The organism is Kocuria sp. CPCC 205231 (genome assembly GCF_040980965.1).
In the GTDB taxonomy this organism is placed as follows: domain Bacteria; phylum Actinomycetota; class Actinomycetes; order Actinomycetales; family Micrococcaceae; genus Kocuria; species Kocuria rosea.
In genome coordinates this window covers 203297-230112 of record NZ_JAVKPP010000002.1, presented here as the reverse complement: position 1 = coordinate 230112, position 26816 = coordinate 203297, and the positions used below count along the sequence as shown (strand labels likewise).

The window sequence follows — 26816 nt, the reverse complement described above, 5'->3', positions numbered from 1 at the left end:
ACCGGCACGAAGGAACACCGCCATGTCCGCTCTGCGCTCGAACCCGACGCCCTCCGGCGTCGAGCCCTGGAACGTGCCCATCACCCCGAAGGTGGTCAAGCAGGTCTCGATCGTCTGCTTCATCGCCTGAGTGGCCTCCGTCTACGACTTCACCCTCTTCGGCACGCTGCTCCCCGTGATCGCCGAGGACTTCGGCTGGTCGGTGGCCGAGTCCACCGCGATCAACACCTACGCCACGATCGGCGTGTTCATCGTGGCCCTGGCCGTGGGCACGATCATCGACAAGATGGGCCGCAAGAAGGCGCTCATCGTGCTCATGCTCGGCGGCGCCGTGGCGTCCGGTCTCACCGGCGCCGCCATCGGCGCCGCGAGCCTGGTCATCATCCGCTCCTTCTCCGGCTTCTCCATGTCCGAGGAGGTCGTCAACGCGGTCTACCTCAACGAGATCTACAAGGAGGCCAAGAGCCGCGGCCTCATGTACTCGCTCGTCCAGGGCGGCTGGCCGGTCGGCGCGCTGGTCTCCGCGGGGCTGTCGGCCCTGACGCTCCCGCTCATCGGCTGGCGCTGGAGCTTCGTGGTCGCCGCGGTGCTGTCCCTGATCGTCGTCGGCCTGGCCCTGCGCCTGCCGGAGTCCCCGACCTTCGCCGCGATGAAGGAGGTCCGGCGGCGCCGGGCCGCCGGCGACACCGCCGGTGCCCACGCGCTGGCCGACGAGCACGACCTCGAGGAGGCGGCCCACCACGCCACCGGCGTGAAGGACGTCTTCACCCCGGAGCTGCGCCGGCACACGACCTGCCTGTCCCTGGCGTGGTTCTTCAACTGGTTCGGCATCCAGGTGTTCTCCGTCCTGGGCACCACCATCCTGGTCGAGGCCAAGGGCGTCTCCTTCGACAACGCCCTCATCATCCTGGTGCTCTCCAACGCGGTGGGCTTCGTGGGCTACGTGTTCCACGGCTGGCTGGGCGACAAGATCGGCCGCAAGCCGACCGTGGTCCTCGGCTGGATCGCCGGCGGCATCGTCAGCCTGGCGATGCTGCTGGGCCCGGGCACCTCCGGCTACATCATCCCGCTGTACGCCATGACGCTGTTCTTCCTCACCGGACCGTACGCGGCGCTGCTGTTCTACATGGGCGAGTCCTTCCCGCCCCAGGTGCGCGGCATGGGGGGCGAACGTGGCCCACGTGATGGCGCCGCTCGGCGGCATCGCCGGCTCCGGGCTGCTCACCATCCTGCTGACCGCAGGGGTGGACACGGCCACGGCGGCGATCATCACCGGCTCCGGCGGGCTGATCCTCTCGGCGCTGTGCATGGCCGGGACCCGCACCCTGAAGGACGCCCACCTGAAGACCACGGTGATCGCATGAACCGCGACGACGGACTCGAGGGAAAGGTCGCCGTCATCTCCGGCGGCGGCAGCGGGATCGGCCGGGCGCTGGCGGTGGCCTACGCCCGGGCCGGGACCCACAGCGTCATCGGCTACCTCCCCTCGGACCCCCACGACGCGACGGACACCGTCCGCGCCGTGGAGGCCGCGGGCGGGCGCTGCACGGCCGTCCCCATGGACGTGCGCAGCTTCGAGGACACCGAGAAGCTCGCCCAGGCCGCGCTCGACGAGTTCGGCCGGCTGGACATCTCGGTGGCCGCGGCCGGCATCCTGCGCCGTGCCGCGCTCGCGGACATGACCGACCAGGCGTGGGACGACATGATGGCCGTCGACCTCTCCGGGGTGATGCGCGTCTTCCGCTCCTGCAGCACGCGGATGACCCACGGCGGGGCGATGGTGGCGACGTCGTCGATCGCCGGCGGCGTCTACGGGTGGGAGGAGCACAGCCACTACGCGGCGGCGAAGTCCGGGCTCATCGGCCTGTGCCGCTCGCTGGCCGTGGAGCTCGCCCCCCGGAAGATCCGGGTCAACGCCGTCATCCCGGGGCTGATCGAGAGCCCCCAGTCCCTGGACCCGGTGAACTCGCTGGGCCGCGAGGGCCTCGACGCCGCGGGCTCGATCATCCCGTGGGGCCGCGTGGGCAACGTCGACGAGGCCGCGCGCACCATCCGCTTCCTCACCGGCGACGACTCGGCCTACGTCACAGGTCAGCAGCTGATCGTCGACGGCGGGCTCACCGTCCGCTGGCCGAGCTGAGCCCACCAGGAAAGGCAGACATGGAACAGCAACTGACCGGAAAGGTCGCCGTCGTCACCGGCGGCGGCAGCGGCATCGGCGCGGCGATCGCCCTGCTCTTCGCCCGGGAGGGCGCGGACGTGGCCGTGCTGGACCGCGACGAGCAGCACGCGGCGGCCGTCGCGGAGGAGAGCGGCAGCTTCGGCGGGCGCACCACGGCGATCGCCGTGGACGTCACCGACGGCGAGGCGGTGCAGCAGGCGATGGCACGGGTCGTCGAGGAGCTCGGCGGGATCGACGTCCTCGTCAGCGCCGCCGGCATCCTCGACGAGACGCCGCTGCTGGAGATGACCGAGGCGACGTTCGACAAGGTCCTGGCCGTGGACCTCAAGGGCGTCTTCCTGGCCGCGCGCTGGGCCGCGCCCCACATGGTGGAGCGCGGCGGCGGGCGGATCATCAACATCGCCTCCCAGCTGGGCATCAAGGGCGGCACCGGCCTGACGCACTACGTGGCGGCCAAGGCCGGGGTGATCGGCATGACGAAGGCCATGGCGCTGGAGCTCGCCGAGCACCGCATCCTCGTCAACTCGATCGCGCCCGGTCCGGTCGTGACACCGCTGATCGAGGGACTGTCCGAGGAGTGGAAGGCCGCCAAGCAGGCCGAGCTGCCCATCGGCCGCTTCGGCCAGGCCCACGAGGTGGCGCCCACCGCGCTGCTGCTGGCCTCCTCGCCCGGCGGCGACCTCTACACCGGCCAGACGCTGGGCCCCAACAGCGGCGACGTGATGCCGTAGCCGGCCCGGGAGGAGATGTCACGATGTGCGCAGGATGCCCCGGCGGGCGTGCGGTCTCGAAGGTGACCGCCTACATCAACCTCAACGGGATGAAGCAGGCCGTCCTCGCGGAGCTGCGGCGCAGCGTGGGGCGCCGCGCGAGGATAACCGTGCTCGGCGACCGGTGGGTGCTGGGCTCCCGGACGGGCGCCCAGCAGGTCTTCCCCGACGTCGAGACGCTGGCCGACGCCCTGGTCGACCAGCACCTGGTCGACCGGCGCGCCCTGCCGGACGACGGCGGCGCGGAGTTCGAGCGGATCCTCGCCGCCGGGACCCACAGCGCCCCGCCCATGGACGCGGGGCGGCTCGTGCGGGCGCTTCTCCTCAGCGCCGACACCGTGTGAGGCTGTCAGAGGCACCCACCGACCGAACAACCCCTGAACGACTGTCGAAGGAGATGCACATGCCGGATCTCGACCCCCTCTGGTCCCCCCTGCAGATCGGTCCCGCCGCACTGGAGAACCGCGTGGCGCTGGCTCCGATGACCCGGATCAGCGCCACGGAGGAGGGCCACGCCACCGAGCGCATGGTCTCCTACTACGAGGCCTTCGCCCGCGGCGGCTTCGGGCTGCTGATCACCGAGGGGATCTACCCCGACGCCGCCCACGGGCAGGGCTACCTGTACCAGCCCGGGATCGCCACCGACGACCAGGCCCGGGCGTGGGCCGAGGTGGTCGGCGCCGTCCACGCCGCCGGCGCGAAGATCTTCGCCCAGCTCATGCACGCGGGGTCCCAGGCCCAGGGCAACCGGTTCGTCGACTCCACGATCGGCCCCTCCGCGGTGGCCCCCAAGGGCGAGCAGCTGGGCTTCTACCGCGGTGAGGGCCCGTACCCCGTGCCCGCGGAGATCACGGCGGAGCAGATGGCGGAGGTCCGGCAGGCGTTCGTGGACGCCGCGCTGCGCGCCCGCGACGCCGGTTTCGACGGCGTCGAGATCCACGGCGCCAACGGGTACCTGCTCGACCAGTTCCTCACCGACTACCTCAACCTCCGGACCGACGAGTACGGCGGTTCGCCGGAGAACCGGGTGCGGTTCGCCGCCGAGGTCTGCCGGGCCGTGCGCGACGCCGTGGGGCCGGACCTGGCGGTGGGCATCCGCATCTCCCAGGCCAAGGTCAGCGACCACGACCACCGGTGGAGCGGCGGGCCCGACGAGGCGGAGGTGATCTTCTCGACCCTGGGCGCCACCGGGATCGACTTCGTCCACACCACCGAGTACCGGGCGACCGCCCCGGCGTTCGGCGACGAGGGGCCCTCGCTCGCGGCGCTGGCCAAGCAGCACTCGGGTCTGCCGGTGATCGCCAACGGGCACCTGGACGACCCGGAGACGGCCGTGTCCATGCTGGCGGACGGCACGGCCGACGTGGTCGCCCTGGGCAAGGCGGCGCTGGCCAACCGGGACTGGCCGCAGCGGGTGCGCGGGGGCCGGCCGCTCGCCGAGCTCGACGGCAGCCTGCTCGCGCCCCTGGCCGACGTCAAGGACTGGGAGCTGGAACTCTCCTGAGCGGACGCACCGCGGCGGGTGGTGCCGCACCGGCACCACCCGCCGCGGCCCGCGAGGCCCGGCTGCTCACAGCGCCCAGATCTCCTCCAGCCGCTCCGCCCGCTCGTGGCGCGCCTGCAGCGCCTCCTCCATGGACACCGCGCGGAACCGGGTGGCCGTGCCCGGGGCGGCACGGGCCAGCAGGTCCATGTCCGCGGAGATCACGGTGCCCACCATGGCGTAGCCCCCGCCCGAGACCGCGTCCCGGTGCAGCACGATCGGCTGGGTGCCGCCGGGGACCTGGATGGAGCCCACGGCGTAGCCGGCGTCCACGATGTTGGAGGGGTCCGAGCCCGCCCCGAACGGCTGCCGGCGCTGGATCCACTCCACGCCCGGGCCCTCGAAGCGCAGGCCCATCCGGTCCGCCACGGGAGTGAGCTTCCACTCCTCCTCGACCAGCCGGCGCCGGCCCTCGTCGGTGAGCAGGTGGTCGTAGAGGCCCCACATGATCCGCAGCTCCAGCGACCTCCCGAAGCCCGGTCGGAGGCGCTCCGGGATCTCCTCGACCTCGGGCAGCAGGCCGGTGGGCTCGCCCACCGGCACCACGTCCCCGGCCTCCAGCTTCCGGCCGTCCAGCCCGCCCAGCCGCCCGATCGCGTAGGTGGAGCGCGAGCCGAGCACCTCCGGCACGGAGATGCCGCCGCGGACGGCCAGGTAGAACCGGGCGCCGCCGCGGAGCACGCCGAACTTCACGGCGTCCCCCGCCGCCAGCTCGATCCGCCGCCACGACGGGCGCTCCTCGCCGTTGACCAGCACGGGCAGGTCCGCACCGGTCACAGCGATCGTCGTCGGGGCGTCCACGGTGAAGGCGGGGCCCGTGTAGGTGCACTCGAGCACGGCCTCCACGGCGGTGTTGCCGACCAGCTTGTTCGCCGCCTGCGCGGACTCCTGGTCCATGGCCCCGCCCTGCGGGATGCCCACGTGGTAGTACCCGATCCGTCCCTGGTCCTGGACGGTGGTCAGCAGTCCGGGCTGCTCAATCGTCAGCGCCATCGAGGGCCTCCAGAAGGGTGCGGTTGTAGCGGTCGGGATCGGCGAGCGCGGCTTCGACGTCGAGGGTCACGGGCGCCTGCTTGTACCGCCAGGTGCCGTCCTCGACCTGCTGCTGGATGGAGCGGTACTCGGCCTCGTCGACCGGCCGGAACTTCACGAGGTCCCCGGGCCGGAACAGGATGAGGAAGTCCCGGAAGTCGCGCAGGTGCTGCTCGGGGTCGTAGATGGGGGCGGCGGCGATGCCGAACATCTGGTAGCCGCCGGCGCCGCGCACCGAGTAGATGCACGCGAAGCACCCGCCGTGGCCCACGGTGAGCGGGGGAGTGTCGGTGCGGGGGCTGAGGTACTTGGGCACCTCGAGCTGCCGGTCCCTCGGCACGAGCTGGTACATGAACGGCAGCCCGGCCACGAAGCCCACCATGGACACCAGCCACGGGGACTCGTGGTGGCGGCGGATGAACTCGGCGGCGTCCGCGAGGCCGTTGACCTTCGCGGCGTAGTCGAGGTCGGTGCCGGAGGGGTCCTGATGGTAGCCCTCGCGGAAGCGGGCCACGACCTCGGCGGTGTAGGGGTCCTGGTACCAGACCGGGACCTCGATGATCCGGGTCTCGGCGGTGTACTGCGTGGACTCGCGGGCCTGCCCCTCGAGCTCCTGGGTGCGGCGCTTGAGGTCCTCGGCCCTGATGACGTCCGGGTCGAAGCGCACCAGCAGGGACGCGTTGGCGGGGCAGACGTCCACCACGCCGGGCAGGTCCAGGGCGGAGAGGCCGTGCGCCACGGTGGTGGCCAGGTAGTTGGCGGTGAGGTTCATGGCCTCGTCGAACTCCACGAACAGGAACTCGTCACCGCCCCACGTGTACCGGGCGGTGGGCAGGTACAGGGTCTCGGTCATGGTGCGCTCCCCTCACTGGGACTGTCGCCGGGCTTGTCGCCGGGCTCGTCGCTGGGTGTGCCGCCGGCCCGGCCGGTCAGCAGCTCGGTCTCGATCCAGGTGGTGTGGTGCGCCACGGCCGCGAACTCCGGGTCCAGCACGAGCCGCCGCAGCAGCGGCACCGTGGTCCTGATCCCCTCCACGTGCGTGGCGGCCAGGGCCGCGCCCATCCGCTGCACGGCCGTCTCCCGGTCCTCGGCGTGCACGACCAGCTTGGCCAGCAGCGAGTCGTAGTACGGGGCCACGGTGTCGCCGTTGCGCACGCCGGAGTCCACGCGGTACTCGGAGCCCTCCGGCCAGTCGAGGCGGCTGATCGTGCCCGGGCTCGGCATGAACCCCTTCTCCGGGTCCTCGGCGTTGATCCGGCACTCCACGGAGTGCCCGGCGAAGGAGATGTCCTCCTGCCGCAGCTCCGTGCGCCCGGTCGAGGCGATCGTGAGCTGCTCGGCGACCAGGTCCACGCCCGTGACGAACTCCGTGACCGGGTGCTCCACCTGCAGGCGGGTGTTCATCTCGATGAACGCCGCCTCGTGCCGGACGGGGTCGTAGAGGTACTCGACCGTGCCCACCCCGGTGTAGGAGCACAGCCGGGCCAGGTTCACGGCGGAGTCCCGGATGCGCTCGCGGACCTCGTCCGGCAGGTCCGGGGCGGGGGCCTCCTCCACGATCTTCTGGGAGCGGCGCTGCAGGGAGCAGTCGCGGTCGCCCAGGTGCAGGAAGGTCTGCCCGTCGCCGAGGACCTGGACCTCCACATGCCGGGCCCGCTCCACGAACCGCTCCAGGTACACCGTGGGGTCCCCGAAGCTCGCCCCGGCCTCGGACCGGGCGGTGTCGACGGTCCGCAGGAGGTCCTCCTCGGCGCGGACCAGGCGGATGCCGCGCCCGCCGCCACCGGCCGAGGCCTTGATGACGAGCGGGTAGCCGACCTCCCGGGCCAGCGCCAGGACGGCGTCGTCGTCGCCCTCCAGGGGCCCGTTGGACCCGGCGAGGACGGGCACCCCGGCCGCGATCGCGGCCTCCAGCGCCCGGGTCTTGTGGCCCATGAGGTCGATGACGTCGGGGGCGGGGCCCACCCACGTCAGCCCCGCTTCCTGGACGCGCCGGGCGAACGCGGCGTTCTCGGAGAGGAAGCCGTAGCCGGGGTGCACGGCGTCGCACCCGTGCTCCAGGGCCGCGGCCACGAGCGCCTCCGCGTTCAGGTAGGACTTCTGGGCCGGGGCGGGGCCCACCACGGCCACGGCGCCGGCGAGCTCCGCCGCCATGGAGTCCTGGTCCACCTCGCTCACGGCCAGCACGGTGCGCAGGCCCATCTGCTGCGCCGAGCGCAGGATCCGGACCGCGATCTCGCCCCGGTTGGCCACCAGGAGCGTGGAGATCGGCACGGCTCAGCTCTCCGCGACGACGGCGATGACGTCCCCCGGGTTGACCATGTCGCCGTCCTCCACCTCGAAGGCCTGGATCGTGCCGGCGGCGTCCGACTGGACCTCCGAGAACTGCTTCATCACCTCGATGAGACCGATGACCTGGCCGGCCTCGACCGGGTCGCCGTCCCGGACGAACGGGTCCTTGTCGGGGGAGGGGCGGCGGTAGAAGACACCGGGGAGCGGGGACTGGATCTCGGTCATGGTGCGGGTCCTTTCGGTCGGGTGGGGAGACGTGGGGTCGGCGGGCACCGGGTCGGGGAGCTCCGGGTCCGGGTCGGAAGGCCGGGACGACGGCGGCCGGGCGGGTCAGGTGCCCGTCGCCGCGTGGGCGTCGATCGCCGCGCGGACGGCGCGGGCCACCGCGGGCGCCCCCGGGGCGTCGGAGTGCACGCAGACCGACTCGAAGCGCATCGGCAGCTCCGTGCCGTCCTCGGCCCGCACGATCCCCTCGGCCAGGGCCTGCGCCACCCGGTCCGCGGCGGCGCGCGGGTCGGTGGTGTGGGGCGTGCGCTGGATGATCAGCCCGCCCTCGGCGTTGTAGTCGAGGTCCACGTAGAGCTCGGCCACGAACGGCACGCCGCGCTCGGCGCACACGGACTCGTGGGCGGTGCCGGCCATGCCGAGCACGGGCACGCGGTAGTCGGCGGCCACCGCCGCCACCGCCTCCATGAGCGCCGGGTCCTTGGCGACCATCCCGTAGAGCGAGCCGTGCGGCTTGAGGTGGTGCAGGTCCGCCCCGTGCTGGAGCAGGAAGCCGGTGAGGGCGCCCACCTGGTAGCGGACCAGGGACTCGACCTCCTCCGGGGTGAGCACCATGGCGCGGCGGCCGAAGCCCCACTGGTCGGGCAGGGAGGGGTGGGCGCCGATCGCGACGTCGTGGGCCACGGCGGCGGCCACGGTGGCGGACATGATGTCCGGGTCCCCGGCGTGGAAGCCACAGGCGACGTTGGCGAGGTCCACGACCTGCAGCAGCTCCGGGTCGTTGCCGAAGCGGTGCAGGCCGATCCCCTCGCCCATGTCCGAGTTGACGGTGGGCCGGGTGCGGGTCTCAGGTGTGGCCATGGTCACAGCCTATGGACGCGACGCGCCCGTGGGAACGGCCTCGGGGCGATCCCCCGGCGATCTCGGGGTGTCCGCGGGGGCAGTGGGGCCCGTCACTGTGCTTTTCCCCGAACACCTGTAGAGTCATCACCAGTTGTTGAAGTTTCGTTCTTGCAGTTCAAGCAGTTCGCCCGGACATCGGGCGCAGCAGTTTTTCTGAGAAGACGTTTTGGCAGGCATCGCAACGCCCGAGCACCCCGATCGCCGGGGACGCTCCGTTTCCCAGAAAGACAGGTTCCCCATGACTACTGGCACCGTGAAGTGGTTCAACGCCGACAAGGGCTTCGGCTTCATCACCCCCGAGGACGGCTCCAAGGACGTGTTCGCGCACTTCTCCGCGATCAACTCCGGCGGGTTCCGCTCCCTCGAGGAGAACCAGCGCGTCGAGTTCGAGACCCAGGACGGCCCCAAGGGCCCCCAGGCCGCGAACATCACCGTGCTTGCGTGATCACGCTCTGATCTCCTCGTGAGATCTCCGGCGCGGGGCTGAACGCCCCGGCGTCGACCTGACATCGCCACCCGGCTCCGGCCGGGTGGCGATGTCTTTCTCTGCCGGACCCCCGCACCGGGTCCCGGGTCCGGCAGCCCGGATCGGGGCGCGCCCGAGCCGACGCAGCCGGGAGGAGGGGCGGAGGATGCCCGAGGTCGAGGTGCAGCCGACGGCCGCCCAGGTGCGCCGCCTGCTGGAGGCGCAGCTGCCGCGGGAGCTCCGCGGACTCCTGGACCTGACGCCGACCCCGGTGGCGCAGGGCTGGGACAACGCACTGTTCCGGCTCGGCCCCGCCCACGCGGTGCGCCTGCCGGTGCGCCGCGCCGCCGTCCCGTGCCTCCTCCACGAGGTGCGGTGGACGGCCGTGGCCGGCGCACCGCTGGCCGCGCTGGGGATCGCCGTGCCCCGGCCGGTGTTCCGCGGCGGCCCCGGCGCCGGGTACCCGTGGCCCTGGGCGGTGGTCCGGTGGATCGAGGGCGAGGCCGTCGCGACCCTGCCGCTCGCCCGGCGCGGGCGGCTCGCGGAGGACCTGGCCCGGGCCCTGTCCTCGCTGCACCGGCCGGCACCCGGGGAGGCCCCGCGCAACCCCTACCGGGGCGTCCCGATCGACGCGCGGCTCCGCGCGGCGCCCCCGTCCTGGCCGGCCGCGGCCGCGCTGCTCGGGGCGCGGCGCACCGAGCGGCTCCGCGGCGTCGTCGACGACGGCCTGCGCGCCGCCCCGTGGTCACGGCCGGCGGTCTGGCTGCACGGGGACCCGCACCCCTGGAACCTCGTGCACCGGGACGGGCGGCTGGCCGGTCTCGTCGACTTCGGGGACGTCTGCGCCGGGGACCCCGCGTCCGACCTCGCCGGCGCGTGGCTGGCCTTCGACGCGGACCAGCGCTCCGGGTTCCGCGCCGTCGCGGACAGCACCGGCCGGTACGACGACGACGTGTGGCGCCGCGCCGCCGCCTGGGCCGCCCTGTACGTCGCGGCGCTGGCGGCGAGCCCCGGCGCCGGCCCGGACTTCGGTCCCGTGCTCCGGCACGCGGCCGCGCAGCTGGACCCCGGCTCCTGAACCCCGCTGGATCGCCTGCCACCGGTCCGAGGACAATGGGCCTCCCAGTGCACGAGGAGGGGCAGCTCATGGACATCGTCATCGTGCCGACCGCCGCGGACGTCGCCACGTACGCGGCCGACGTCGTCGCCGGCCGGATCGCCCAAGAGCCGGACACCGTGCTGGGGGTGGCCACCGGGTCGTCGCCGGTCGGGATCTACCGGGAGCTGGCCCGGCGCCGGGCCGAGGGATCGCTCGACCTCTCGCACCTCACGTGCTTCGCCCTCGACGAGTACGTCGGTCTCCCGCCGGAGCACCCGCGCAGCTACGCCGCGTACCTGGACCGGGAGGTCGTCCGGCCCTTCGGCCTGGCCCCGGAGCAGGTCCGGGTGCCCGACGCCTCCCGCGCCGATCTGGGCGGGGCCGCCGAGGAGTACGAGCGGGCGATCGCCGCGGCCGGCGGCATCGACCTCCAGGTCCTGGGGATCGGCACGAACGGCCACATCGGCTTCAACGAACCGATCTCGTCGCTGTCCTCCCGCACCCGCGTCGCGGCCCTGTCCGCGCAGACGCGCGCCGACAACGCCCGCTTCTTCGACCGGCCCGACGACGTCCCCACCCACTGCCTCACCCAGGGGCTGGGCACGATCCTCGAGGCACGCCAGGTGCTCCTGGTCGCGCAGGGGGAGCGGAAGGCGGCGGCCGTCGCCGCGGCCGTGGAGGGTCCGGTGGCCGCCCGGTGCCCGGCGTCGGTGCTGCAGTTCCACCCCCGGACCACGCTGGTCCTCGACGAAGCCGCCGCGAGCGGGCTGACGCTCGGGGACGGCCACAGCCCTGTCCCGGACCAGGGGGATGGGCGAGGATCGGACGGTTCCGCGCCCGCGTCATGAAACTCACAGAATGCACCGCGATGCAACCAGTCAGAGCGGAAATGGCAAATTTCCGCCGGAAACCGGGCCCGCCGCGCCGCGCGGACGCCGGCATCACTATCCGACCCGTGACGTTGCAGTGGTGAACCTCCTACGATGCGCTTGCACATCAGCACTCCCAGAAGCGAGGGAACACCATGAAGAACAGTGCAGCGGGCGTGGCGGCGGCGGCGATCGGGCTCGCGGTCCTGACGGCTGGACCGGCGACGGCCGCCCCGGGGGACGCGATGGTCTTCACCGACTGCGCCACGGCCGCCGGGTACGGCGTCCACAACATCCCGGTGGGCTCCGTCAGCTACAGCACGAGCCTCGTCGACGACGACGGCGACGGCGTCGTGTGCGAGAGCGCCGAGTGGCCCTACGACCCCACCCGCATCCCCGTGGAGAACGCATCGGGGGGCTGGAGCCACACCGTCATCGACTGGGTCCCCGGCGCCGGCCCCGGGCCGGACGCCCAGCCCGGCGAGGTGCCCGGGGAAGTGCCTGCCGAGGACCCGTACACCCAGGTGGACGAGGTGCCCGTGGGCGGCGCCGACACCGGTGCCGCCGTGGACGCCGGTTCCGGAGCCCCGGTCCTCGCCGGCGGTCTGGCCCTGGCGGCGGTGGCCTCGGCGGCGGCCGCCGCGGTGGCGGTGCGCCGGCGCGGTGCCGGCCGGGCCTAGGCCGGGCCGGGCGGAGGGACCGGTCCCCGTGCCGGATCCGACCGCCGACCGCCGCAGGGGCCGCCTGGTCCCTGCGGCGGTCGTCCTCCTGCTGCTCAGCGGCTGCGCGGGCGGGTCCCCCGCGCAGCCCGCCGCCCCGTCGTCGTCGGCGGTGTCCGCCGCGCCGGCGCGGACGCCGGCGCCGGGTGCGACGGCCGCGCCCACCACACCGGCTGCCGCACCGTCCGCCGCCCCGGCGCCCGAGGCGCTGCCGCCGGTGCTGCCGGAGTCCGCGCCCGTGGCGGTGCGGATCCCCGCGGTGGGGGCCTCGTCCGAGCTGCTGCACCTGGGCCTGCGCCCGGACGGGTCGCTGGAGGTGCCGCCGACCGGCCCCGGGGCCCCGGCCTCCTGGTACACGTCCTCGCCCACGCCGGGGGAGCGGGGGCCGGCCGTCCTGCTCGGCCACGTCAACGCGACCGACGGCGGGCCCGGTGTCTTCGCGGGGCTGCGCGGGCTGGCCCCCGGCGACACCGTGGAGATCACGCGGGCGGACGGCAGCACGGCGGTGTTCGTCGTCGACCGCGGGGAGCAGCACGCCAAGAACGCCTTTCCCACACGGGCCGTCTACGGCAACACGGCCGGGGCGGAGCTGCGCCTGATCACGTGCGACGGCTACGACCCCGCCACCGGCCTGTTCGACGACAACTACGTGGTCTACGCGACCCTCGCCACCTGACCCCTCCCTTCTCCCGCGAGATGGCAGCTGCCGGCGACCGGGGGCGCCGCCGTCGCCGACACCTGCGATCTCGCGGGCCCCAGGGCGCAGGGCCCGGGGCGGGGGACACGCCTCGTCCTGAAGACGGAGGTGCGATCGCACACCGCGGGGGAGGATGGGAGGGCGCATCCTGTGCCGTTGCCGTTCCACCGAAGGAGATCCTCATGAGCAACCCCTATCCCCAGCAGCCCGAGGGCGCCCGCGGCGGCCCGCCGCAGTACCAGGCCGGCGGCGACCAGTACGGAGCCCATCAGGGCGGGCACCCCGGCGCCGCGCCCCCCGAGGTCAAGCGGCTCCTGACCCTGACCCTCGTCTCCGCGGCCGTCTACCTCCTCAACGACATCGTGGGGATCATCGCCGCGACCACCGTGGACACCACCGAGATGTACCGGGAGATGGGCCTGTCCGCCGACCAGATCGCGGCGGCCGACCAGGCCTCGGGCATCGGGCAGATCACCGGCATCGTGATGCTGGTGATCGCCCTGGGCCTGTACGCCCTCGTCTACGTGTTCCTGAAGAAGGGCAAGAACTGGGCCCGCGTCCTGGGCATCGTCCTGTCCATCCTCAGCGTGGTCGGGACGCTGATCGGCCTCCTCGGCGCGATGGCCTACGGCGGGCTGGGGATCGTCCTGCTGGTCCTCGGGCTGGTGCTGGTCGTGGTGAACGTCCTGTGGCTGGTCACCGCGTTCAAGGCCCCGGTCAAGGAGTGGTTCGCCCCGCGCCGCATGGTCTGATCCGCTCCGGCGCCCCTCGGGCGCCCGGCAGTTCCCACCGGAACGCCGCCCGGCCGCCGCGGCCGGGCGGCGTTCCGCCGTGACGGGCGGCGCGGACCGCTCAGCGGCCCGGTCCGATGACGCGGTCCCGGCCGGCGAAGAGAGCCACGACGCACAGCACCGCCATGAGACCCGCCATGAGCAGCAGCGGCGGCTCCCACCGCCCTCCGGCGTCGTAGAGGGCGCCGAAGACGGCGGGGGCGATCGCGGCCAGCGCGTAGCCCACGGACTGGGCCATCCCGGACAGGGCCGCCGCCTGGCGGTGGTCGGTGGACCGGAGGCTGAACAGGGACAGCGCGACGACGATGAGACTGCCGCAGCCGATCGACCCGAGCACGATCCACAGCAGCGTCAGCTCCGGCGCGGCGGCCAGCCCCGCGAAGGTGACCAGGGCCAGGACGCTGCCCGCGAAGGCCACGGGCCGCTGGTCGCCCAGCCGGTGCATGAGCGCCCCGGTGCCCAGGCTGGCGCCCATCCCGATCAGCAGGAACAGCGCCATGTGCGTGCCCGCGGCGGTCGCCGAGACGCCGTGGCTGCGCTCGATGCTGGGCAGCCACGCCATGAGCACGTAGAACGCCACCGACTGCAGGCCCATGAACAGGGTGACCTGCCAGCCCAGCGCCGACCGCCAGGGGGACCGGTAGGGGCCCGGCTCCGCCGCGGGGACCGCAGGCCCGGAGCTCCCGGTCCGCAGCCCGGGCGAGAGCACCACCAGCGCCACGACGGCCGGCACCGCCCACACCGCCAGGGCCAGGCGCCAGCCCGCCGGCCCGGCGTGGGCGATCGGGACCACCAGCGCCGAGCCGGCCGCGGCCACCGCGCCCTGGATCGACGTGTACACGCCGGTCACCTGGCTCACGCGGAGCGGGAACTCCCGCTTCACCAGCGAAGGCAGCAGCACGTTGAGGAACGCGATGCCGATGCCGATCACCGCCGTGCCCACCCACACGGCGCCCTCCACCGGGGCGGAGCGGCCGGCGATCCCGGCCGCGAGCAGCAGCAGCGACAGCCACAGGGCCCGGTCCAGGCCCGTCCGGGCGGCCACCGCCGGGGCCACGGGGGAGAACAGGGCGAACATGGCCAGCGGCAGCCCGGTCAGCAGCCCGGCCTGGCCCGCCGAGATGCCGAGGTCGCGGCTGATCTCCTCGAGCAGCGGCCCCACGGTCACGAAGCCGACCCGCAGGTTGACCGCGATCAGCACCACGCCGAGGAAGCCGAAGCCGAGGCGGGCCCGCCGGCCCGTGGCCGATGACGCGTTGGTGAGCACGGCACACCCTTTCAGGACGCGGGAGGGAGGATCTCCGGACAGCGTAGACGGGGCGGCGTGCCCCGGCACGCCGCCCCGTCCCGACCGGTGCTGTCCGGTCCTGCCGGAGACCTGTCGTCGTCCTGCCGCGGTCAGCCCAGGATGAGGTTGAGGACGAACAGCAGCGGGATGGACCCGGCCCAGACGGCGGTGGTGATCCCGGACCAGCCCTTCAGCGCGTCCGTGCCCTCCAGCCCGGTGAAGCGGGTGACCACCCAGAAGTAAGAGTCGTTGAAGTAGCTGAACACCATGGAGCCCGCCGTGCAGGCCACGGCGGCGACGACGGGGTCGATGCCCAGGGTGGTCACCAGCGGCGCCGAGACGGAGGCCGCGGTGATCATGGCCACCGTGCCGGAGCCCTGGGCGATGCGCACGAGGGTGGCGATGAGGAACGGCACGAGGAACGCGGGCAGCGGGGTGGAGGCGATGGCCTCGGCCAGGGCGTCGCCCACGCCGGAGCTGCGGAGCACCTGGCCGAGCGCGCCGCCGGCGCCCGTGATGAGCAGGATCAGACCGGCCGAGGCCGCGGCCTCGGCGAACCAGCCGTGCGCCTTGTTCCGGGGCGTCCACCGGGGCAGGAGCACGTAGAGGGCCAGGACCATGCCGATGATCAGCGCGACCACCGGGTTGCCGATGAAGGCGAACGGGACCGCCCAGGCGGAGGGCTCGTACCCGTCGCCGCCCACGACCCCCTGGGCGTTCTGGTCGATCGCGCCGGTGACCGTGTTGAGGATGATCAGCAGCAGTGGGATGACCAGCGGCAGGGATCCGACGAACGCGCCGATCCGGTGCGGCTCGGCGCCGGCCGGCGGCTCGCCGAGGTCGTGGGACGGCTCCGCGGCGGGCGCCTGGGCCGCCTCGTCGTCGAGACCGTCCCGGGGGCCGTCCTCCAGGTCCGTGCTCCCGACACGGGAGCTGCCCCCGACGCCGGCCGTGGCAACGGTGCCGTAGACGGCCTCGCGCACGTGCTCCTCGATCTTGGGCTCGAGCTGGGGGCCGATCCACTTGGCGTAGAAGACCACGACGGGCAGCAGGAGCACGGTGAAGGCCAGGCCGACGAGGATGATCGCTCCGATGTCCGCGCCGAGGATGCCGGCCACGGCCAGGGGGCCCGGGGTGGGCGGCACGAGGTGGTGGGTGAGCGTCATGCCGCAGCCCAGCGCCAGGGCGAGGGTCACGTAGCCGGCGCGCTTCACCCGGGCGATGGACCGGGCGAGCGGGTTCATGATCACGTAGCCGGAGTCGCAGAACACGGGGATCGAGACCAGGGCGCCCACGCTGCCCATCGCCCATGGCTCGCGGCCGTGGCCGAAGACGCGGAGGAAGGCGAGGGCGAGCGCGTTGGCGGCCCCCGACACCTCGAGGATCTTGCCGATGCCCACGCCGAGGCCGATCACGATGCCGATCGAGGCCAGGGTGTTGCCGAAGCCGGTGGTGATGGCCGAGACGATGTCGAGCACCGGCTGGCCCGCGACCAGACCGGTGACGAGGGCGGCGATGAGCAGTGCCACGAACGCGTCCAGGCGCGTGCGCAGCACCAGGACGATGATGGTGGCGATGCCCAGCACGAGTGCCAGGAGTAGTTGCAGATCCACGGTGATCGGCTCCTCGGGGACGTGGGACGGCCGGGCTGCTGCCCGGGCGCGGGAATTGACGAGAGCGGCGCTCCATGTGAGGCTAGTCACACATATGACGTCTGACAAGAGGTAGGTACGCGCCGTGAACCCCGATCCCGACGTGCGCACCGCTCCCCCCGTAAGGGCCGCGGCGCGGCGGCGAGCCGATGGCTAGGAAGTCGCTGGTCGAGGCCGTCGCCGAGGACCTGCTCGAACGCATCCTCGAGGGCGAGGTGGGCGCGCACGAGGCTCTGCCCCCCGAGGCGGAGATCGCCCGGGAGTCCGACGTCAGCCGGCTCACCGTGCGCGAGGCCCTCAAGGCGCTCCAGGCGCAGAACATCGTCTACGTGCGGCGCGGCCTCGGGACCTACGTCAACCCCCCCGACGCGTGGACCGGCCTCGAGGCGATCCTGAAGGCCGCCTCCCGGGGGGCGACCTCCCACCAGGTGGCGCTGCGGCTGCTGGAGGTGCGGCGCATGGTGGAGACCGGCTCCGCGGAGCTGGCCGCCGTGCACGTCACCCCGGAGGACCTCGCCGCGATGGAGACCGCGGTCCGGGACCTCGAGCGCGCGCACGAGGCGCAGGACCTGGACGAGGTCACCCGCGCCGACATGGCCTTCCACGACGTGGTGCTCCGGGCCTCGGGCAATCCGTTCGTGCCCGTCCTGCTGGCCCAGCTCTCCCAGCTGCTCTACGCCGAGCGGCGGGCGACCTCCGCCTTCCCCGAGGTGCAGCGGCACGCCATCGAGCACCACCGGCTCGTCCTGGAGGCCATCGGCACCCGCGACCCCGAGACGGCGCGCAAGGCCATGGAGGCCCACATCGACCAGACCTACGCCGACTACGAGCACTACATCGGCGGCGGGACCGCACCCGGCGGTCCCGACCCGGCAACCGGACCCTTTTCCCACCGCACAGGAGACGACTGACATGACCGAGACCATCGCCTTCCCCGCCGAGCGCACCGCCGTGCTCACCGGCGCCGCCTCCCCGCGCGGCATCGGCCGCGCCACCGCCGACCTGCTCGCGAGCCAGGGCTGGAACGTCGCCGTCCTCGACATCGACGGCGAGGCCGCCGCGGAGGCCGCCCAGGACATCGCCGGACGGCACGGGGTGCAGGCCCTCGGGCTGCGCACGGACGTGTCCGACCAGGCCTCCGTGGACGAGTCCGTCGCACGGGTCGAGGCGGAGCTCCCGCCGATCGTGGCCCTCGTCAACCTCGCGGGCATCAGCTCGCCCACGGAGTTCATGCAGGAGACCCGGGAGGCGTGGGACCGGGTCTTCGCCATCAACATGACCGGCACGTTCATGATGACCCAGCGCGTGCTGGCCGGGATGATCGAGCGCAAGCTCGGCCGCGTGGTCAGCGTCTCCTCGATCTCCGCCCAGCGCGGCGGCGGGACCTACTCCAAGGTGGCCTACAGCGCGTCCAAGGCCGCGATCATCGGCTTCACCCGGGCCGTGGCGCGCGAGATGGGCGAGCACGGGATCACCGTGAACTGCATCGCCCCCGGTCCCGTGGACACCGACATCATGGGCGGCACGCTGAGCGACGAGCGCAAGGCGGACATGTCCAAGGACATCCTGGTGGGGCGTGTGGGCACCGTGCGGGACATGGCGGCCCTGCTCGCGTTCCTCGTGGGACAGGACGCCGGATTCATCACCGCGGCGACATACGACATCAACGGGGGGCTGCAGATCTCCTAGCCGCACCGCGGGAACCGGGCGGGAACCCCCTGGGGGTCCCGCCCGGTCCGCATCCTGCGGGGCCCGGCTCAGGGCGCGGCGTACCAGGTGCGGTCGCCGACGAACTCGTCCGGGCGGTGGTCGACGAAGGCGGCGCCGTCGAGGCCGAGGGACTCGGCGCTGCGCTGGAGCGAGGAGGTCCTGGCGAGGGATCCCCAGCGGCCCGTCTCCAGGCGCTCGTCCATGGCCTCGACGGCGGCGACGTTCTCGGCGACGGTGAAGGCGCAGTGCCCCTCCCGGTCCACGAAGGCCTGACGGAACAGGGACTGTCCGCCGGCCCGCCGGACCGTCTCGGCGTACTCCTCCTGGTACTCGACCGGGGCCAGCAGGTCGACCAGCGTGTGGGTGGCCAGCACCGGGACCTGCAGCTCGCCGGTGGGCGTCGACGTCTGCAGCATCCACTCCAGGCCGTCCTCGTCCGGGGCGATGTCGGCACTGCGGCTCAGCGTCCCGAGGTCCGTGGCCAGGTCGAGGCCGGCGAGCCGGTACAGGTGCCGGACCTGGTGGCGCTGGTCGGAGGAGCGCAGCAGCCGGGCGTAGTCGACCCCGGCGGTCCAGCCGCTGTCGCCGCCGGCGGCCTCGACGATGGTGTGGCGGCGCTCGATGACGGTCGGCAGGGTCTGCAGCACCAGTTCGGCCTGGGCGGCCGCCAGTGCCTCGGGGTCCTCGGCGTCCACGCCGTCCAGCTCCGTGGGGGTGTGCAGCAGGGCCGCCACCAGGGCGATGCGGGCCCGGCCCTCGGCGGAGCCGCGGGCCTCGTCCAGGGCCTCGCGCAGCGCGGCGATCGTCGCGTCGGACTGGCCCGGGGCGGTGAAGCCGGTCAGCTGCAGGTCCTCGCCGGGGAGCAGCAGCTCGGCCGCGGCGTGGGCGGCATCCAACTGGTAGTTGTTCAGGGCCACGCCGCCGCCCACCAGCCCGCAGGTGCTGACGGCGCCGTCGATGTCGGCCCCCGGCACCTCCGCCATCAGGCTCGTGACGAGCCCGCCCATGGAGCGGCCCATGGCGATGACCCGGTCGGCCTCGCCGAAGCGCTGCTCGAAGGCCGCGAGGGTGTCCAGCTGGTCCTGGACGGCCGTCTCCAGGGCCCATCCGGTCGCGGCGTAGGACGACGACGCGACGGCGTAGCCCCGGCGGATCAGTTCTTGCGCGGTCGGGTCGAACCCGGCGTCCCAGGCGGGGTTGGCGGGCCCGGGGCGGAAGCCGTGGGCGAACAGGACCACCTTCCCGTTCCAGTCCGCCGGCACCTCCGCCCGCCAGGCGGCACCGTTGTCCAGGGTTCCGGTGGCCACGGTCGGGGCCGCCGAGGCGGCCGTGCCGGGGGAGGCAACGACGGAGGCGTCCGGGGCGGCCACGGCGGGGAGGATGCCGGCGGTGGTGGCGAGAGCGGTGGCCAGGGCGGCGACCGGGACGAGCGCGGTGCGACGGAACCGGGGGGAGCGGACCACGAGATACCTCCAGAAGTGAACAGTTCAGTTAGTGAACTGATCCTGCGCCCGCCGGCCGGGTGTGTCAAGGGTCACAGTCCATGGGAGGTGCCCAGTGCGCGTCCCTCCGGGCGTCAGAAGGCGACCTGTCGCAGCAGACGCGCCAGGTCCTCCCGGTCCTGGGGCCGGAGGTCCCCGAGCGACCTCTCGGCGGCGAGGTCCACCGCCGCCTTGGCGCTGGCGTAGAGCTCCCGCCCCGCACCGGTGGGGGCCACGATCTTGGAGCGGCGATCCCGGGGGTCGGCCTGCCGCTCCACCAGACCGCGCTGCTCCAGCTCGTCGAGGAGGGCCACGGTCTGGCTGGGCTTCATCCGCAGCAGCTCGCCGAGCTCCCGCTGTGTCGGCCCCGTGCCGCTGCAGGCCGCCGCCAGGAGGGAGTAGCTGCGGACCTTCAGCCCGAGCGGGGCAAGCCCCTGGTTGGCCGTCGACGAGCCCAGCGCCGCCGCCCGGGCCATGAGGAAGATCGGCTCCGAGGCCAGGTCGATCTCCGTCAGTCGTGCGAGACCGTCAGGTGCAGGGCCGGGGTGGTCCGCGGCGGGGCTGGGGGACATCGGGGCGGCTCGCTTTCACGGGTGGATCCGGACCATCCTACGAGCTGGAGCCGCCCCGGGCGGCACCGCCCCGGCACCTCCCCGGGCTCTTCCGGGGAGGTGCCGGAGGGGCTCACCAGCGGGGGTGGATGTCCGCCCGGAAGTACGCGTCGTAGATCCTGCGGACCCCGGCGTCGATCTCCCGGCCCAGGTCCCCGGTGTCCGCCGCCGAGGCGTTGCCGCGGACCTGCTCCACGCTGCGCGCCCCGGGGATCACGGTGCTGACGCCGTCCTGGGCGATGATCCACGCGATCGCGGCCTGCGCCGTGGTCACCCCGTCCGGGAGCAGCCCGGCGAACTCGCGGACGGCCTCGAGGCCGCGCTGGAAGTCCACCCCGGAGAACGTCTCGCCGACGTCGAAGGCCTCGCCGCCGCGGTTGTAGTTCCGGTGGTCGTCGGCCGCGAACCGGGTGTCCGCCGTGTACTTCCCGGACAGCAGCCCCGAGGCCAGCGGCACCCGGGCGATGATCCCCACCCCGGCCTCCTTCGCCGCCGGCAGCACGGCGTCCAGCGGCTTGAGGCGGAAGGCGTTGAGGATGATCTGGACGGTGGCGGTGCTCCCGCGGGCGATGGCCGCCAGCGCCTCGTCGGTGCGCTCCACGCTGACGCCGTAGTGGCGGATCGCGCCCTCCTGGACCAGGGTGTCCAGGGCGTCGTAGACCTCCTGGTCGCTGTAGACCGGCGTGGGCGGGCAGTGCAGCTGGACCAGGTCGAGGGTGTCGGTGCCCAGGTTCCGGCGCGAGCGGTCCACCCACTGCCGGAAGTTCGCGAGGGTGTAGTTCTCCGGGACCTGGTCCGCGCGGCGGCCCATCTTCGTGGCCACGGTGATGTCCAGGTCGGGGCGCTCGCGCAGGAACGCGCCGATGGTCTGCTCGCTGCGGCCGTCGCCGTAGACGTCGGCGGTGTCGAAGAACGTGACCCCCGACTCCACGGCGGCCTCCAGGACGGCGGTGGCCTCGGCGGGGTCGACGTCCCCCCAGTCCGCGCCCAGCTGCCACGTGCCCAGGCCCACGGTGGAGACCTTCCGTCCGGTCCTGCCGAGTGTGCGTTGCTCCATGCGTAGAATCCCGTTCCGCGATCGGTGGAGGGTCTCCCGGGTGCCCGGGGGACGGCGGCCCGGGTTCCGGGGGCGCCGGGGACCACCATGCGGTGCGACGTGTCCGCCGCGCAAGCACCGGGGGGAGGGAGATCCCTTCCGGGGACCCCTCCACTGGGTCCGTCCGGTGCCGTGCAGTACCGTTCTGGCCATGACCGTCGAGGGTGGTGCGAACTCCGCACGGCCTCCGCGCGCCCCCAACATCCGGGACGTGGCCCGCGCGGCCGGGGTCTCCCACCAGACGGTCTCCCGGGTGATCAACGGGCACCCCGCGCTGCGCGACTCGACCCGGCAGCGGGTGCTGCAGGCCATGGAGGAGCTGCGCTTCCGGCCCAACCGGGCCGCCCGCGCCCTGGTCACGAGCGAGTCGAGGACCATCGGCGCCCTCGTCTCCTCGGGCGCCGAGTACGGCCCGTCGGCCAGCCTCCGGGCGGTCGAGACGGCGGCCGACGAGGCCGGCTACGTCGTGGACACCGCCCACATCGACCACGCGGACCGCGCCTCGATCGAGTCGGCCCTGGACCGGATGGTCGGCCACGCGGTGGAGGGGCTGGTGATCCTCGCACCGCAGTCGCGCACGCTGGAGGTGATCGAGCAGCTGTCCATCCGGATCCCGTTCGTCACCGTGCACTCCCTGCACAGCGAGGACCACCGGATGTCGGTCGACCAGCTGGCCGGCGCCCGGTTGGCCACCCGCCACCTGCTGGAGCTGGGGCACCACCGCGTGGTCCACGTCCCCGGCCCCGAGGGGTGGGTCGAGACGGACGCCCGCCGCCAGGGCTACCGCGAGGAGATGACCGCCTGGGGGTTCGAGCCCGTGGTGGTCCCCGCCGGGGCGTGGACCGCGGACTCCGGCTACCGCGCGGGGCTCGGACTGCGCGGGCGCCGGGGGTTCAGCGCGGTCTTCTGCGGCAACGACCACATCGCGCTCGGTCTCGTCCACGCGTTCGCCGAGGCCGGGCTGGACGTGCCCGGGGACGTCAGCGTGGTGGGCTTCGACGACGTCCCGGAGGCCGCGCACTTCCTGCCGCCGCTGACCACGGTGCGCCAGGACTTCCCCGAGCTGGGCCGGCGCTGCATGGCCGTGCTGCTCGCGGAGCTGCGGGGGGAGCAGCCGGTCCGGCCGGGGGACGTGGAGCCCGTGCTCGTGGTCCGCGAGTCCACGGCCGCGCCCGCCTCCGACCAGGGCTGATGGAACCCCGGCCACGCCGTTACCAAACTGTTATCAAGTGATGTGCGACACGTGCTTCCACGCTGCGGTAGGTTGGCCCGAACATCAGATGTGACCGTTCACATTCCGAGGTGGGCCGGCCGGCGGCCGCCCCTTGCGGAACGTGCGGCTCGAACGACAACGAGGTCCTCCGTGAGCCAGCCCAGCCCAGATCCCACGTACGTCATCGGCGTCGACTACGGCACCCTGTCGGGGCGGGCCGTCGTCGTGCGGGTGCACGACGGCGCCGAGATGGGCTCCGCGGTGCACGAGTACGAGCACGGCGTGATGGACACCGTGCTCGCCGCCACGGGGGAGGCCCTGCCGCCCGAGTGGGCGCTCCAGGTCCCCGCCGACTACGTGGACGTCCTGCGGCACGCGGTGCCCGCCGCCGTCCGTGCCGCCGGCGTGGACCCGAGCGCCGTGGTGGGCGTGGGCACCGACTTCACCGCGTGCACCATGGTCCCCGTCCGGGCCGACGGCACGCCCCTCAACGAGCTGCCCGGCCTGGCGGGCCGCCCGCACGCCTACGTGAAGCTGTGGCGCCACCACGCCGCGCAGGGCCAGGCGGACCGCATCAACGATCTCGCGGCCCGGCGCGGAGAGCGCTGGCTGGCCCGCTACGGCGGTCTCATCTCGAGCGAGTGGGAGTTCGCCAAGGGCCTGCAGCTGCTCGAGGAGGACCCCGAGCTGTACCACCTGATGGACCACTGGGTGGAGGCCGCCGACTGGATCGTCTGGCAGCTGACGGGCAGCTACGTGCGCAACGCGTGCTCCGCCGGGTACAAGGGCATCCTGCAGGACGGCGAGTACCCCGACCGCGAGTTCCTCGGCGCCCTGAACCCCGGGTTCGCCGGCTTCGCGCAGGACAAGGTCGACCACCCGATCGGGGCCCTCGGCACGGCCGCGGGCACTCTCAGCGCGCAGGCCGCGGAGTGGACGGGCCTGCCCGCCGGCATCGCCGTGGCGGTGGGCAACGTCGACGCGCACGTGAGCGCCCCCGCCGCCCGGGCCACCGCGCCGGGTCAGATGGTGGCGATCATGGGCACCTCCACCTGCCACGTCATGAGCTCCGACACCCTGCGCGAGGTCCCCGGGATGTGCGGCGTGGTGGACGGCGGGATCATCGACGGGCTCTACGGCTACGAGGCCGGGCAGTCCGGGGTGGGCGACATCTTCGGCTGGTTCACGGCCCACTTCGTGCCGGGGCGGCTCCAGGAGGAGGCCGCCGAGCGCGGGCTGAGCGTGCACGAGCTGCTCACCGAGCAGGCGAGCCGCGAACCGGTGGGCGCGCACGGGCTCCTGGCCCTGGACTGGCAGTCCGGCAACCGGTCCGTGCTCGTGGACCACGAGCTCTCCGGGCTGCTCGTCGGCCTCACCCTGGCCACCCGCCCGCACGAGGTCTACCGCGCCCTGCTGGAGGCCACCGCTTTCGGGACCCGCACGATCGTGGAGGCCTTCGCCGCCTCCGGGATCCCCGTCACCGAGTTCGTGGCGGCCGGCGGGCTGATCAAGAACGCGTTCCTCATGCAGATCTACGCCGACGTGCTCGGCATGCCGATCTCGGTGATCGGCAGCGACCAGGGCCCGGCCCTGGGCTCCGCCATCCACGCGGCCGTGGCCGCCGGCGCCTACCCGGACGTCCGGACGGCCGCCGCGGCGATGGGCCGGCTCGAGCGCAACGCCTACACCCCGAACCCCGCGCACACCGAGGCCTACTCCGTCCTCTACGAGGACTACACCGCGCTGCACGACCACTTCGGCCGCGGCGGCAGCGACGTCATGCGCCGGCTCAAGGCGCTCCGGCGCAACGCCCGTTCCACCCAGGAGGTCTCCGCGTGAACGCCCTGACGCCCGAGCTCGAGGAGCGGATCGCCCACGTGCGGCGCGAGGTCGCGGACCTGCACGCCGAACTGGTCCGCTACGGGCTGGTGGTCTGGACGGCGGGCAACGTGTCCGGGCGGGTCCCCGGCACGGACCTCTTCGTGATCAAGCCCAGCGGGGTGAGCTACGACGACCTCGGCCCGGAGAACCAGATCCTGTGCGACCTGGACGGCCGGCCGGTCCCCGGCACCCCCGGCGCGGAGCGCTCGCCGTCCAGCGACACCGCCGCCCACGCCTACGTCTACCGGCACATGCCGGAGGTCGGGGGAGTGGTCCACACCCACTCGCCCTACGCCACGGCCTGGGCGGCCTGCGGCGAGGCCATCCCCTGCGTCCTGACGGCCATGGCGGACGAGTTCGGCGGGGAGATCCCCGTGGGGCCCTTCGCGATCATCGGCGACGACTCGATCGGCCGCGGCATCGTGGAGACCCTCTCCGGCCACCGCTCCCGCGCGGTCCTCATGCTCAGCCACGGACCGTTCACCATCGGCAAGGACGCCCGGGACGCCGTCAAGGCCGCGGCCATGCTCGAGGACGTGGCCCGCACCGTGCACCTCTCCCGCCAGCTGGGCGAGCCGCTGCCCATCGACCCCGCGCACGTCGACTCCCTGTTCGACCGCTACCAGAACGTCTACGGCCAGCAGCCCGCGCCCGTCCCCACCACCCCAGGAGCGCTCACCCGTGAATCCTCTGCCCACCGCCCTTGACCACTACGAGGTCTGGTTCCTCACCGGCAGCCAGGACCTCTACGGCGAGGACACCCTGCGCCAGGTGGCCGAGCAGTCCCGCGAGATCGTCCGCGTGCTGGGCGAGGCCGGGCTGCCCGTCGAGGTGGTCTGGAAGCCCACGCTCAAGGACGCGGCCTCGATCCGCCGCACGGCCCTCGAGCTCAACGCCGCGGACGGCGTGATCGGGGCGATCGCCTGGATGCACACCTTCAGCCCCGCCAAGATGTGGATCACCGGCCTCGACGCCCTGCGCAAGCCGCTGCTCCACCTGCACACCCAGATCAACGTCGAGCTGCCGTGGGGCGAGATCGACTTCGACTTCATGAACCTCAACCAGGCCGCGCACGGCGACCGCGAGTTCGGCTACATCCAGACCCGGCTCGACGTCCCGCGCAAGACCGTGGTGGGCCACGTCTCGACCCCCGGCGTCACCGCGCAGATCGCCTCCTGGCAGCGCGCGTGCGCCGGCCGCGCGGCGGTCCAGGGGCTCAGGGTGGCTCGGTTCGGCGACAACATGCGCAACGTCGCCGTGACCGAGGGTGACAAGACGGAGGCCGAGCTGCAGTTCGGGGTCTCCGTGAACACCTGGGGCGTCAACGACCTCGTGGCCGTGGTGGACGCCCAGTCCGAGGGCCGCGTGGACGAGCTCGTCGCCGAGTACGAGGAGCTCTACGACGTGGCCCCCGAGCTGCGCCGCGGCGGGGAGCGCCACGAGTCCCTGCGCTACGGGGCCCGGCAGGAGCTCGGGATGCTCCAGTTCCTGGAGGAGGGCGGCTTCGGCGCCTTCACCACGAACTTCGAGGACCTCGGCGGGCTGCGCCAGCTGCCGGGCCTCGCCGTGCAGCGGCTCATGGCCCGCGGCTACGGGTTCGGGGCGGAGGGCGACTGGAAGACGGCCCTGCTGGTGCGGGCGGCCAAGGTCATGGGCGCCGGGCTGCCCGGGGGCGCGTCCCTCATGGAGGACTACACGTACCACCTGGTGCCGGGGGAGGAGAAGATCCTCGGCGCCCACATGCTGGAGGTCTGCCCGAGCCTCACCACGGCGCGCCCCTCCCTCGAGGTGCACCCGCTGGGCATCGGCGGACGGGAGGACCCCGTGCGCCTGGTCTTCGACACCGACGCCGGCCCCGGCGTGGTCGTGGCGATGTCCGACATGCGGGACCGGTTCCGGCTCACCGCCAACACCGTGGACGTCGTGCCCCCGGACGCCCCGCTCCCGAACCTGCCGGTGGCCCGGGCCGTCTGGCGGCCGCACCCCGACCTCGCGACCTCGGCCGCGGCCTGGCTCACCGCCGGCGCCGCCCACCACACGGTCCTCAGCACCGCGGTGGGCGCCGACGTGATCCGGGACTTCGCCGACATGACCCGGACCGAGCTGCTCGTCATCGACGACACCACCACCCTGCGGGAGTTCCAGCGCGAGGTGCGGTGGAACGCGGCCTACTACCGGCTCGCCCAGAAGCTCTGAGCGGGACGACCGGGACGACCGGGACGACCATGATGACCAGGACCCCTGACGACCACCACGAGATCTCACCAGCACCGACCTCGATCGAACACTCCCACCA

26 protein-coding genes are annotated in these 26816 nt (G+C 73.3%); 16 read left to right on the top strand and 10 right to left on the bottom strand.

Annotated features, from left to right (window positions below; translation table 11 throughout):
* The first annotated feature begins 130 nt into the window (after positions 1-130).
* The 4 genes from RF640_RS02705 to RF640_RS02690 all read left to right on the top strand — a co-directional run bounded on the left by RF640_RS02705 (position 131) and on the right by RF640_RS02690 (position 4456).
* Positions 131-2140 (top strand): SDR family oxidoreductase, encoded by a 2010-nt coding sequence (locus RF640_RS02705; RefSeq protein WP_368826441.1) that lies wholly within the window; start codon positions 131-133, stop codon positions 2138-2140.
* A 20-nt stretch (positions 2141-2160) separates the two neighbouring features.
* Positions 2161-2913, top strand: a complete 753-nt coding sequence (locus RF640_RS02700) for an SDR family NAD(P)-dependent oxidoreductase (RefSeq protein ID WP_035923584.1) — start codon at positions 2161-2163, stop codon at positions 2911-2913.
* Positions 2914-2975: 62 nt separating this feature from the next.
* Positions 2976-3296, top strand: a complete 321-nt coding sequence (locus tag RF640_RS02695; protein ID WP_035923581.1) for a hypothetical protein — start codon at positions 2976-2978, stop codon at positions 3294-3296.
* Between the two features lie 59 nt (positions 3297-3355).
* Positions 3356-4456: an NADH:flavin oxidoreductase gene (locus RF640_RS02690; RefSeq protein WP_095650180.1), complete on the top strand. Its 1101-nt coding sequence runs from the start codon at positions 3356-3358 to the stop codon at positions 4454-4456.
* A 66-nt stretch (positions 4457-4522) separates the two neighbouring features.
* Here RF640_RS02690 and RF640_RS02685 read toward each other — a convergent pair whose 3' ends face one another.
* The 5 genes from RF640_RS02685 to RF640_RS02665 all read right to left on the bottom strand — a co-directional run bounded on the left by RF640_RS02685 (position 4523) and on the right by RF640_RS02665 (position 8905).
* Entirely contained in the window at positions 4523-5488 is a 966-nt protein-coding gene (locus RF640_RS02685) for a biotin-dependent carboxyltransferase family protein (RefSeq protein WP_035923576.1), read from the bottom strand.
* Positions 5472-6380: an allophanate hydrolase subunit 1 gene (locus RF640_RS02680; RefSeq protein ID WP_368826438.1), complete on the bottom strand. Its 909-nt coding sequence runs from the start codon at positions 6378-6380 to the stop codon at positions 5472-5474. The genes RF640_RS02685 and RF640_RS02680 overlap by 17 nt, the downstream gene beginning before the upstream one ends.
* Positions 6377-7801, bottom strand: coding sequence for an acetyl/propionyl/methylcrotonyl-CoA carboxylase subunit alpha (locus RF640_RS02675; RefSeq protein ID WP_368826436.1), 1425 nt, complete (start codon positions 7799-7801; stop codon positions 6377-6379). The genes RF640_RS02680 and RF640_RS02675 overlap by 4 nt, the downstream gene beginning before the upstream one ends.
* Positions 7802-7804: 3 nt before the next feature.
* Entirely contained in the window at positions 7805-8044 is a 240-nt protein-coding gene (locus RF640_RS02670; protein ID WP_017834473.1) for an acetyl-CoA carboxylase, read from the bottom strand.
* 105 nt (positions 8045-8149) lie between these two features.
* Complete coding sequence (locus RF640_RS02665; protein ID WP_368826434.1) at positions 8150-8905, bottom strand: 5-oxoprolinase subunit PxpA; 756 nt, start codon at positions 8903-8905, stop codon at positions 8150-8152.
* Positions 8906-9185: 280 nt separating this feature from the next.
* Here RF640_RS02665 and RF640_RS02660 point away from each other — a divergent pair, with 280 nt between their 5' ends.
* The 6 genes from RF640_RS02660 (at position 9186) to RF640_RS02635 (ending at position 13549) form a co-directional block, all read left to right on the top strand.
* Positions 9186-9392, top strand: a complete 207-nt coding sequence (locus tag RF640_RS02660) for a cold-shock protein (RefSeq protein WP_035923571.1) — start codon at positions 9186-9188, stop codon at positions 9390-9392.
* 187 nt (positions 9393-9579) lie between these two features.
* On the top strand, positions 9580-10491 hold the full coding sequence (locus tag RF640_RS02655) for a phosphotransferase (protein ID WP_052132678.1): 912 nt from the start codon (positions 9580-9582) through the stop codon (positions 10489-10491).
* Positions 10492-10559: 68 nt separating this feature from the next.
* Positions 10560-11360 (top strand): glucosamine-6-phosphate deaminase, encoded by an 801-nt coding sequence (nagB, locus tag RF640_RS02650; RefSeq protein WP_052132706.1) that lies wholly within the window; start codon positions 10560-10562, stop codon positions 11358-11360.
* Positions 11361-11536: 176 nt separating this feature from the next.
* Complete coding sequence (locus RF640_RS02645) at positions 11537-12061, top strand: excalibur calcium-binding domain-containing protein (RefSeq protein ID WP_147284819.1); 525 nt, start codon at positions 11537-11539, stop codon at positions 12059-12061.
* A gap of 28 nt (positions 12062-12089) precedes the next feature.
* Positions 12090-12776, top strand: coding sequence for a class F sortase (locus RF640_RS02640; RefSeq protein WP_115163395.1), 687 nt, complete (start codon positions 12090-12092; stop codon positions 12774-12776).
* Positions 12777-12979: 203 nt separating this feature from the next.
* Entirely contained in the window at positions 12980-13549 is a 570-nt protein-coding gene (locus tag RF640_RS02635) for a hypothetical protein (RefSeq protein WP_052132676.1), read from the top strand.
* A gap of 100 nt (positions 13550-13649) precedes the next feature.
* Here the strand turns inward: RF640_RS02635 and RF640_RS02630 are convergent, their stop codons facing one another.
* Together RF640_RS02630 and RF640_RS02625 are read right to left on the bottom strand one after the other, a co-directional pair.
* Entirely contained in the window at positions 13650-14855 is a 1206-nt protein-coding gene (locus tag RF640_RS02630; protein WP_368826430.1) for an MFS transporter, read from the bottom strand.
* A gap of 131 nt (positions 14856-14986) precedes the next feature.
* On the bottom strand, positions 14987-16489 hold the full coding sequence (locus RF640_RS02625; protein WP_035923564.1) for a GntP family permease: 1503 nt from the start codon (positions 16487-16489) through the stop codon (positions 14987-14989).
* A 188-nt stretch (positions 16490-16677) separates the two neighbouring features.
* On the opposite strand from RF640_RS02625, the gene RF640_RS02620 reads away from it, so the two are divergent.
* Both RF640_RS02620 and RF640_RS02615 read left to right on the top strand, forming a co-directional pair.
* Positions 16678-17439: a FadR/GntR family transcriptional regulator gene (locus RF640_RS02620; RefSeq protein WP_035923562.1), complete on the top strand. Its 762-nt coding sequence runs from the start codon at positions 16678-16680 to the stop codon at positions 17437-17439.
* A gap of 1 nt (position 17440) precedes the next feature.
* Entirely contained in the window at positions 17441-18217 is a 777-nt protein-coding gene (locus tag RF640_RS02615; protein ID WP_035923560.1) for an SDR family NAD(P)-dependent oxidoreductase, read from the top strand.
* Between the two features lie 68 nt (positions 18218-18285).
* Here RF640_RS02615 and RF640_RS02610 read toward each other — a convergent pair whose 3' ends face one another.
* The 3 genes from RF640_RS02610 to RF640_RS02600 all read right to left on the bottom strand — a co-directional run bounded on the left by RF640_RS02610 (position 18286) and on the right by RF640_RS02600 (position 21387).
* Complete coding sequence (locus tag RF640_RS02610) at positions 18286-19701, bottom strand: S9 family peptidase (protein ID WP_035923558.1); 1416 nt, start codon at positions 19699-19701, stop codon at positions 18286-18288.
* A gap of 113 nt (positions 19702-19814) precedes the next feature.
* Entirely contained in the window at positions 19815-20291 is a 477-nt protein-coding gene (locus tag RF640_RS02605) for a MarR family winged helix-turn-helix transcriptional regulator (protein ID WP_035923555.1), read from the bottom strand.
* Positions 20292-20403: 112 nt separating this feature from the next.
* On the bottom strand, positions 20404-21387 hold the full coding sequence (locus RF640_RS02600; protein ID WP_095650194.1) for an aldo/keto reductase: 984 nt from the start codon (positions 21385-21387) through the stop codon (positions 20404-20406).
* A 190-nt stretch (positions 21388-21577) separates the two neighbouring features.
* On the opposite strand from RF640_RS02600, the gene RF640_RS02595 reads away from it, so the two are divergent.
* The 4 genes from RF640_RS02595 (at position 21578) to araA (ending at position 26716) form a co-directional block, all read left to right on the top strand.
* Positions 21578-22618 carry a LacI family DNA-binding transcriptional regulator gene (locus RF640_RS02595; RefSeq protein WP_109221456.1) on the top strand — a complete coding sequence of 347 codons (1041 nt, stop codon included), beginning with the start codon at positions 21578-21580 and terminating at the stop codon, positions 22616-22618.
* A gap of 171 nt (positions 22619-22789) precedes the next feature.
* Positions 22790-24478: a ribulokinase gene (gene araB, locus RF640_RS02590; protein WP_109221455.1), complete on the top strand. Its 1689-nt coding sequence runs from the start codon at positions 22790-22792 to the stop codon at positions 24476-24478.
* On the top strand, positions 24475-25227 hold the full coding sequence (locus RF640_RS02585; protein ID WP_109221454.1) for an L-ribulose-5-phosphate 4-epimerase: 753 nt from the start codon (positions 24475-24477) through the stop codon (positions 25225-25227). The genes araB and RF640_RS02585 overlap by 4 nt, the downstream gene beginning before the upstream one ends.
* Positions 25202-26716 carry an L-arabinose isomerase gene (gene araA, locus RF640_RS02580; RefSeq protein WP_109221453.1) on the top strand — a complete coding sequence of 505 codons (1515 nt, stop codon included), beginning with the start codon at positions 25202-25204 and terminating at the stop codon, positions 26714-26716. Before RF640_RS02585 ends, araA begins: the two co-directional genes overlap by 26 nt.
* Positions 26717-26816 lie beyond the last annotated feature (100 nt).

What these genes read in the sequence shown, in the direction of transcription:
- RF640_RS02620 (WP_035923562.1), top strand. Translation starts at nt 16,678, where the DNA reads ATGGCTAGGAAGTCGCTGGTCGAGGCCGTCGCCGAGGACCTGCTCGAA.
- RF640_RS02700 (WP_035923584.1), top strand. Translation starts at nt 2,161, where the DNA reads ATGGAACAGCAACTGACCGGAAAGGTCGCCGTCGTCACCGGCGGCGGC.
- RF640_RS02595 (WP_109221456.1), top strand. Translation starts at nt 21,578, where the DNA reads ATGACCGTCGAGGGTGGTGCGAACTCCGCACGGCCTCCGCGCGCCCCC.
- RF640_RS02635 (WP_052132676.1), top strand. Translation starts at nt 12,980, where the DNA reads ATGAGCAACCCCTATCCCCAGCAGCCCGAGGGCGCCCGCGGCGGCCCG.
- RF640_RS02600 (WP_095650194.1), bottom strand. Translation starts at nt 21,387, where the DNA reads ATGGAGCAACGCACACTCGGCAGGACCGGACGGAAGGTCTCCACCGTG.
- RF640_RS02605 (WP_035923555.1), bottom strand. Translation starts at nt 20,291, where the DNA reads ATGTCCCCCAGCCCCGCCGCGGACCACCCCGGCCCTGCACCTGACGGT.
- RF640_RS02655 (WP_052132678.1), top strand. Translation starts at nt 9,580, where the DNA reads ATGCCCGAGGTCGAGGTGCAGCCGACGGCCGCCCAGGTGCGCCGCCTG.
- RF640_RS02680 (WP_368826438.1), bottom strand. Translation starts at nt 6,380, where the DNA reads ATGACCGAGACCCTGTACCTGCCCACCGCCCGGTACACGTGGGGCGGT.
- RF640_RS02690 (WP_095650180.1), top strand. Translation starts at nt 3,356, where the DNA reads ATGCCGGATCTCGACCCCCTCTGGTCCCCCCTGCAGATCGGTCCCGCC.
- RF640_RS02615 (WP_035923560.1), top strand. Translation starts at nt 17,441, where the DNA reads ATGACCGAGACCATCGCCTTCCCCGCCGAGCGCACCGCCGTGCTCACC.
- RF640_RS02660 (WP_035923571.1), top strand. Translation starts at nt 9,186, where the DNA reads ATGACTACTGGCACCGTGAAGTGGTTCAACGCCGACAAGGGCTTCGGC.
- RF640_RS02665 (WP_368826434.1), bottom strand. Translation starts at nt 8,905, where the DNA reads ATGGCCACACCTGAGACCCGCACCCGGCCCACCGTCAACTCGGACATG.
- RF640_RS02670 (WP_017834473.1), bottom strand. Translation starts at nt 8,044, where the DNA reads ATGACCGAGATCCAGTCCCCGCTCCCCGGTGTCTTCTACCGCCGCCCC.
- RF640_RS02685 (WP_035923576.1), bottom strand. Translation starts at nt 5,488, where the DNA reads ATGGCGCTGACGATTGAGCAGCCCGGACTGCTGACCACCGTCCAGGAC.
- RF640_RS02645 (WP_147284819.1), top strand. Translation starts at nt 11,537, where the DNA reads ATGAAGAACAGTGCAGCGGGCGTGGCGGCGGCGGCGATCGGGCTCGCG.
- nagB (WP_052132706.1), top strand. Translation starts at nt 10,560, where the DNA reads ATGGACATCGTCATCGTGCCGACCGCCGCGGACGTCGCCACGTACGCG.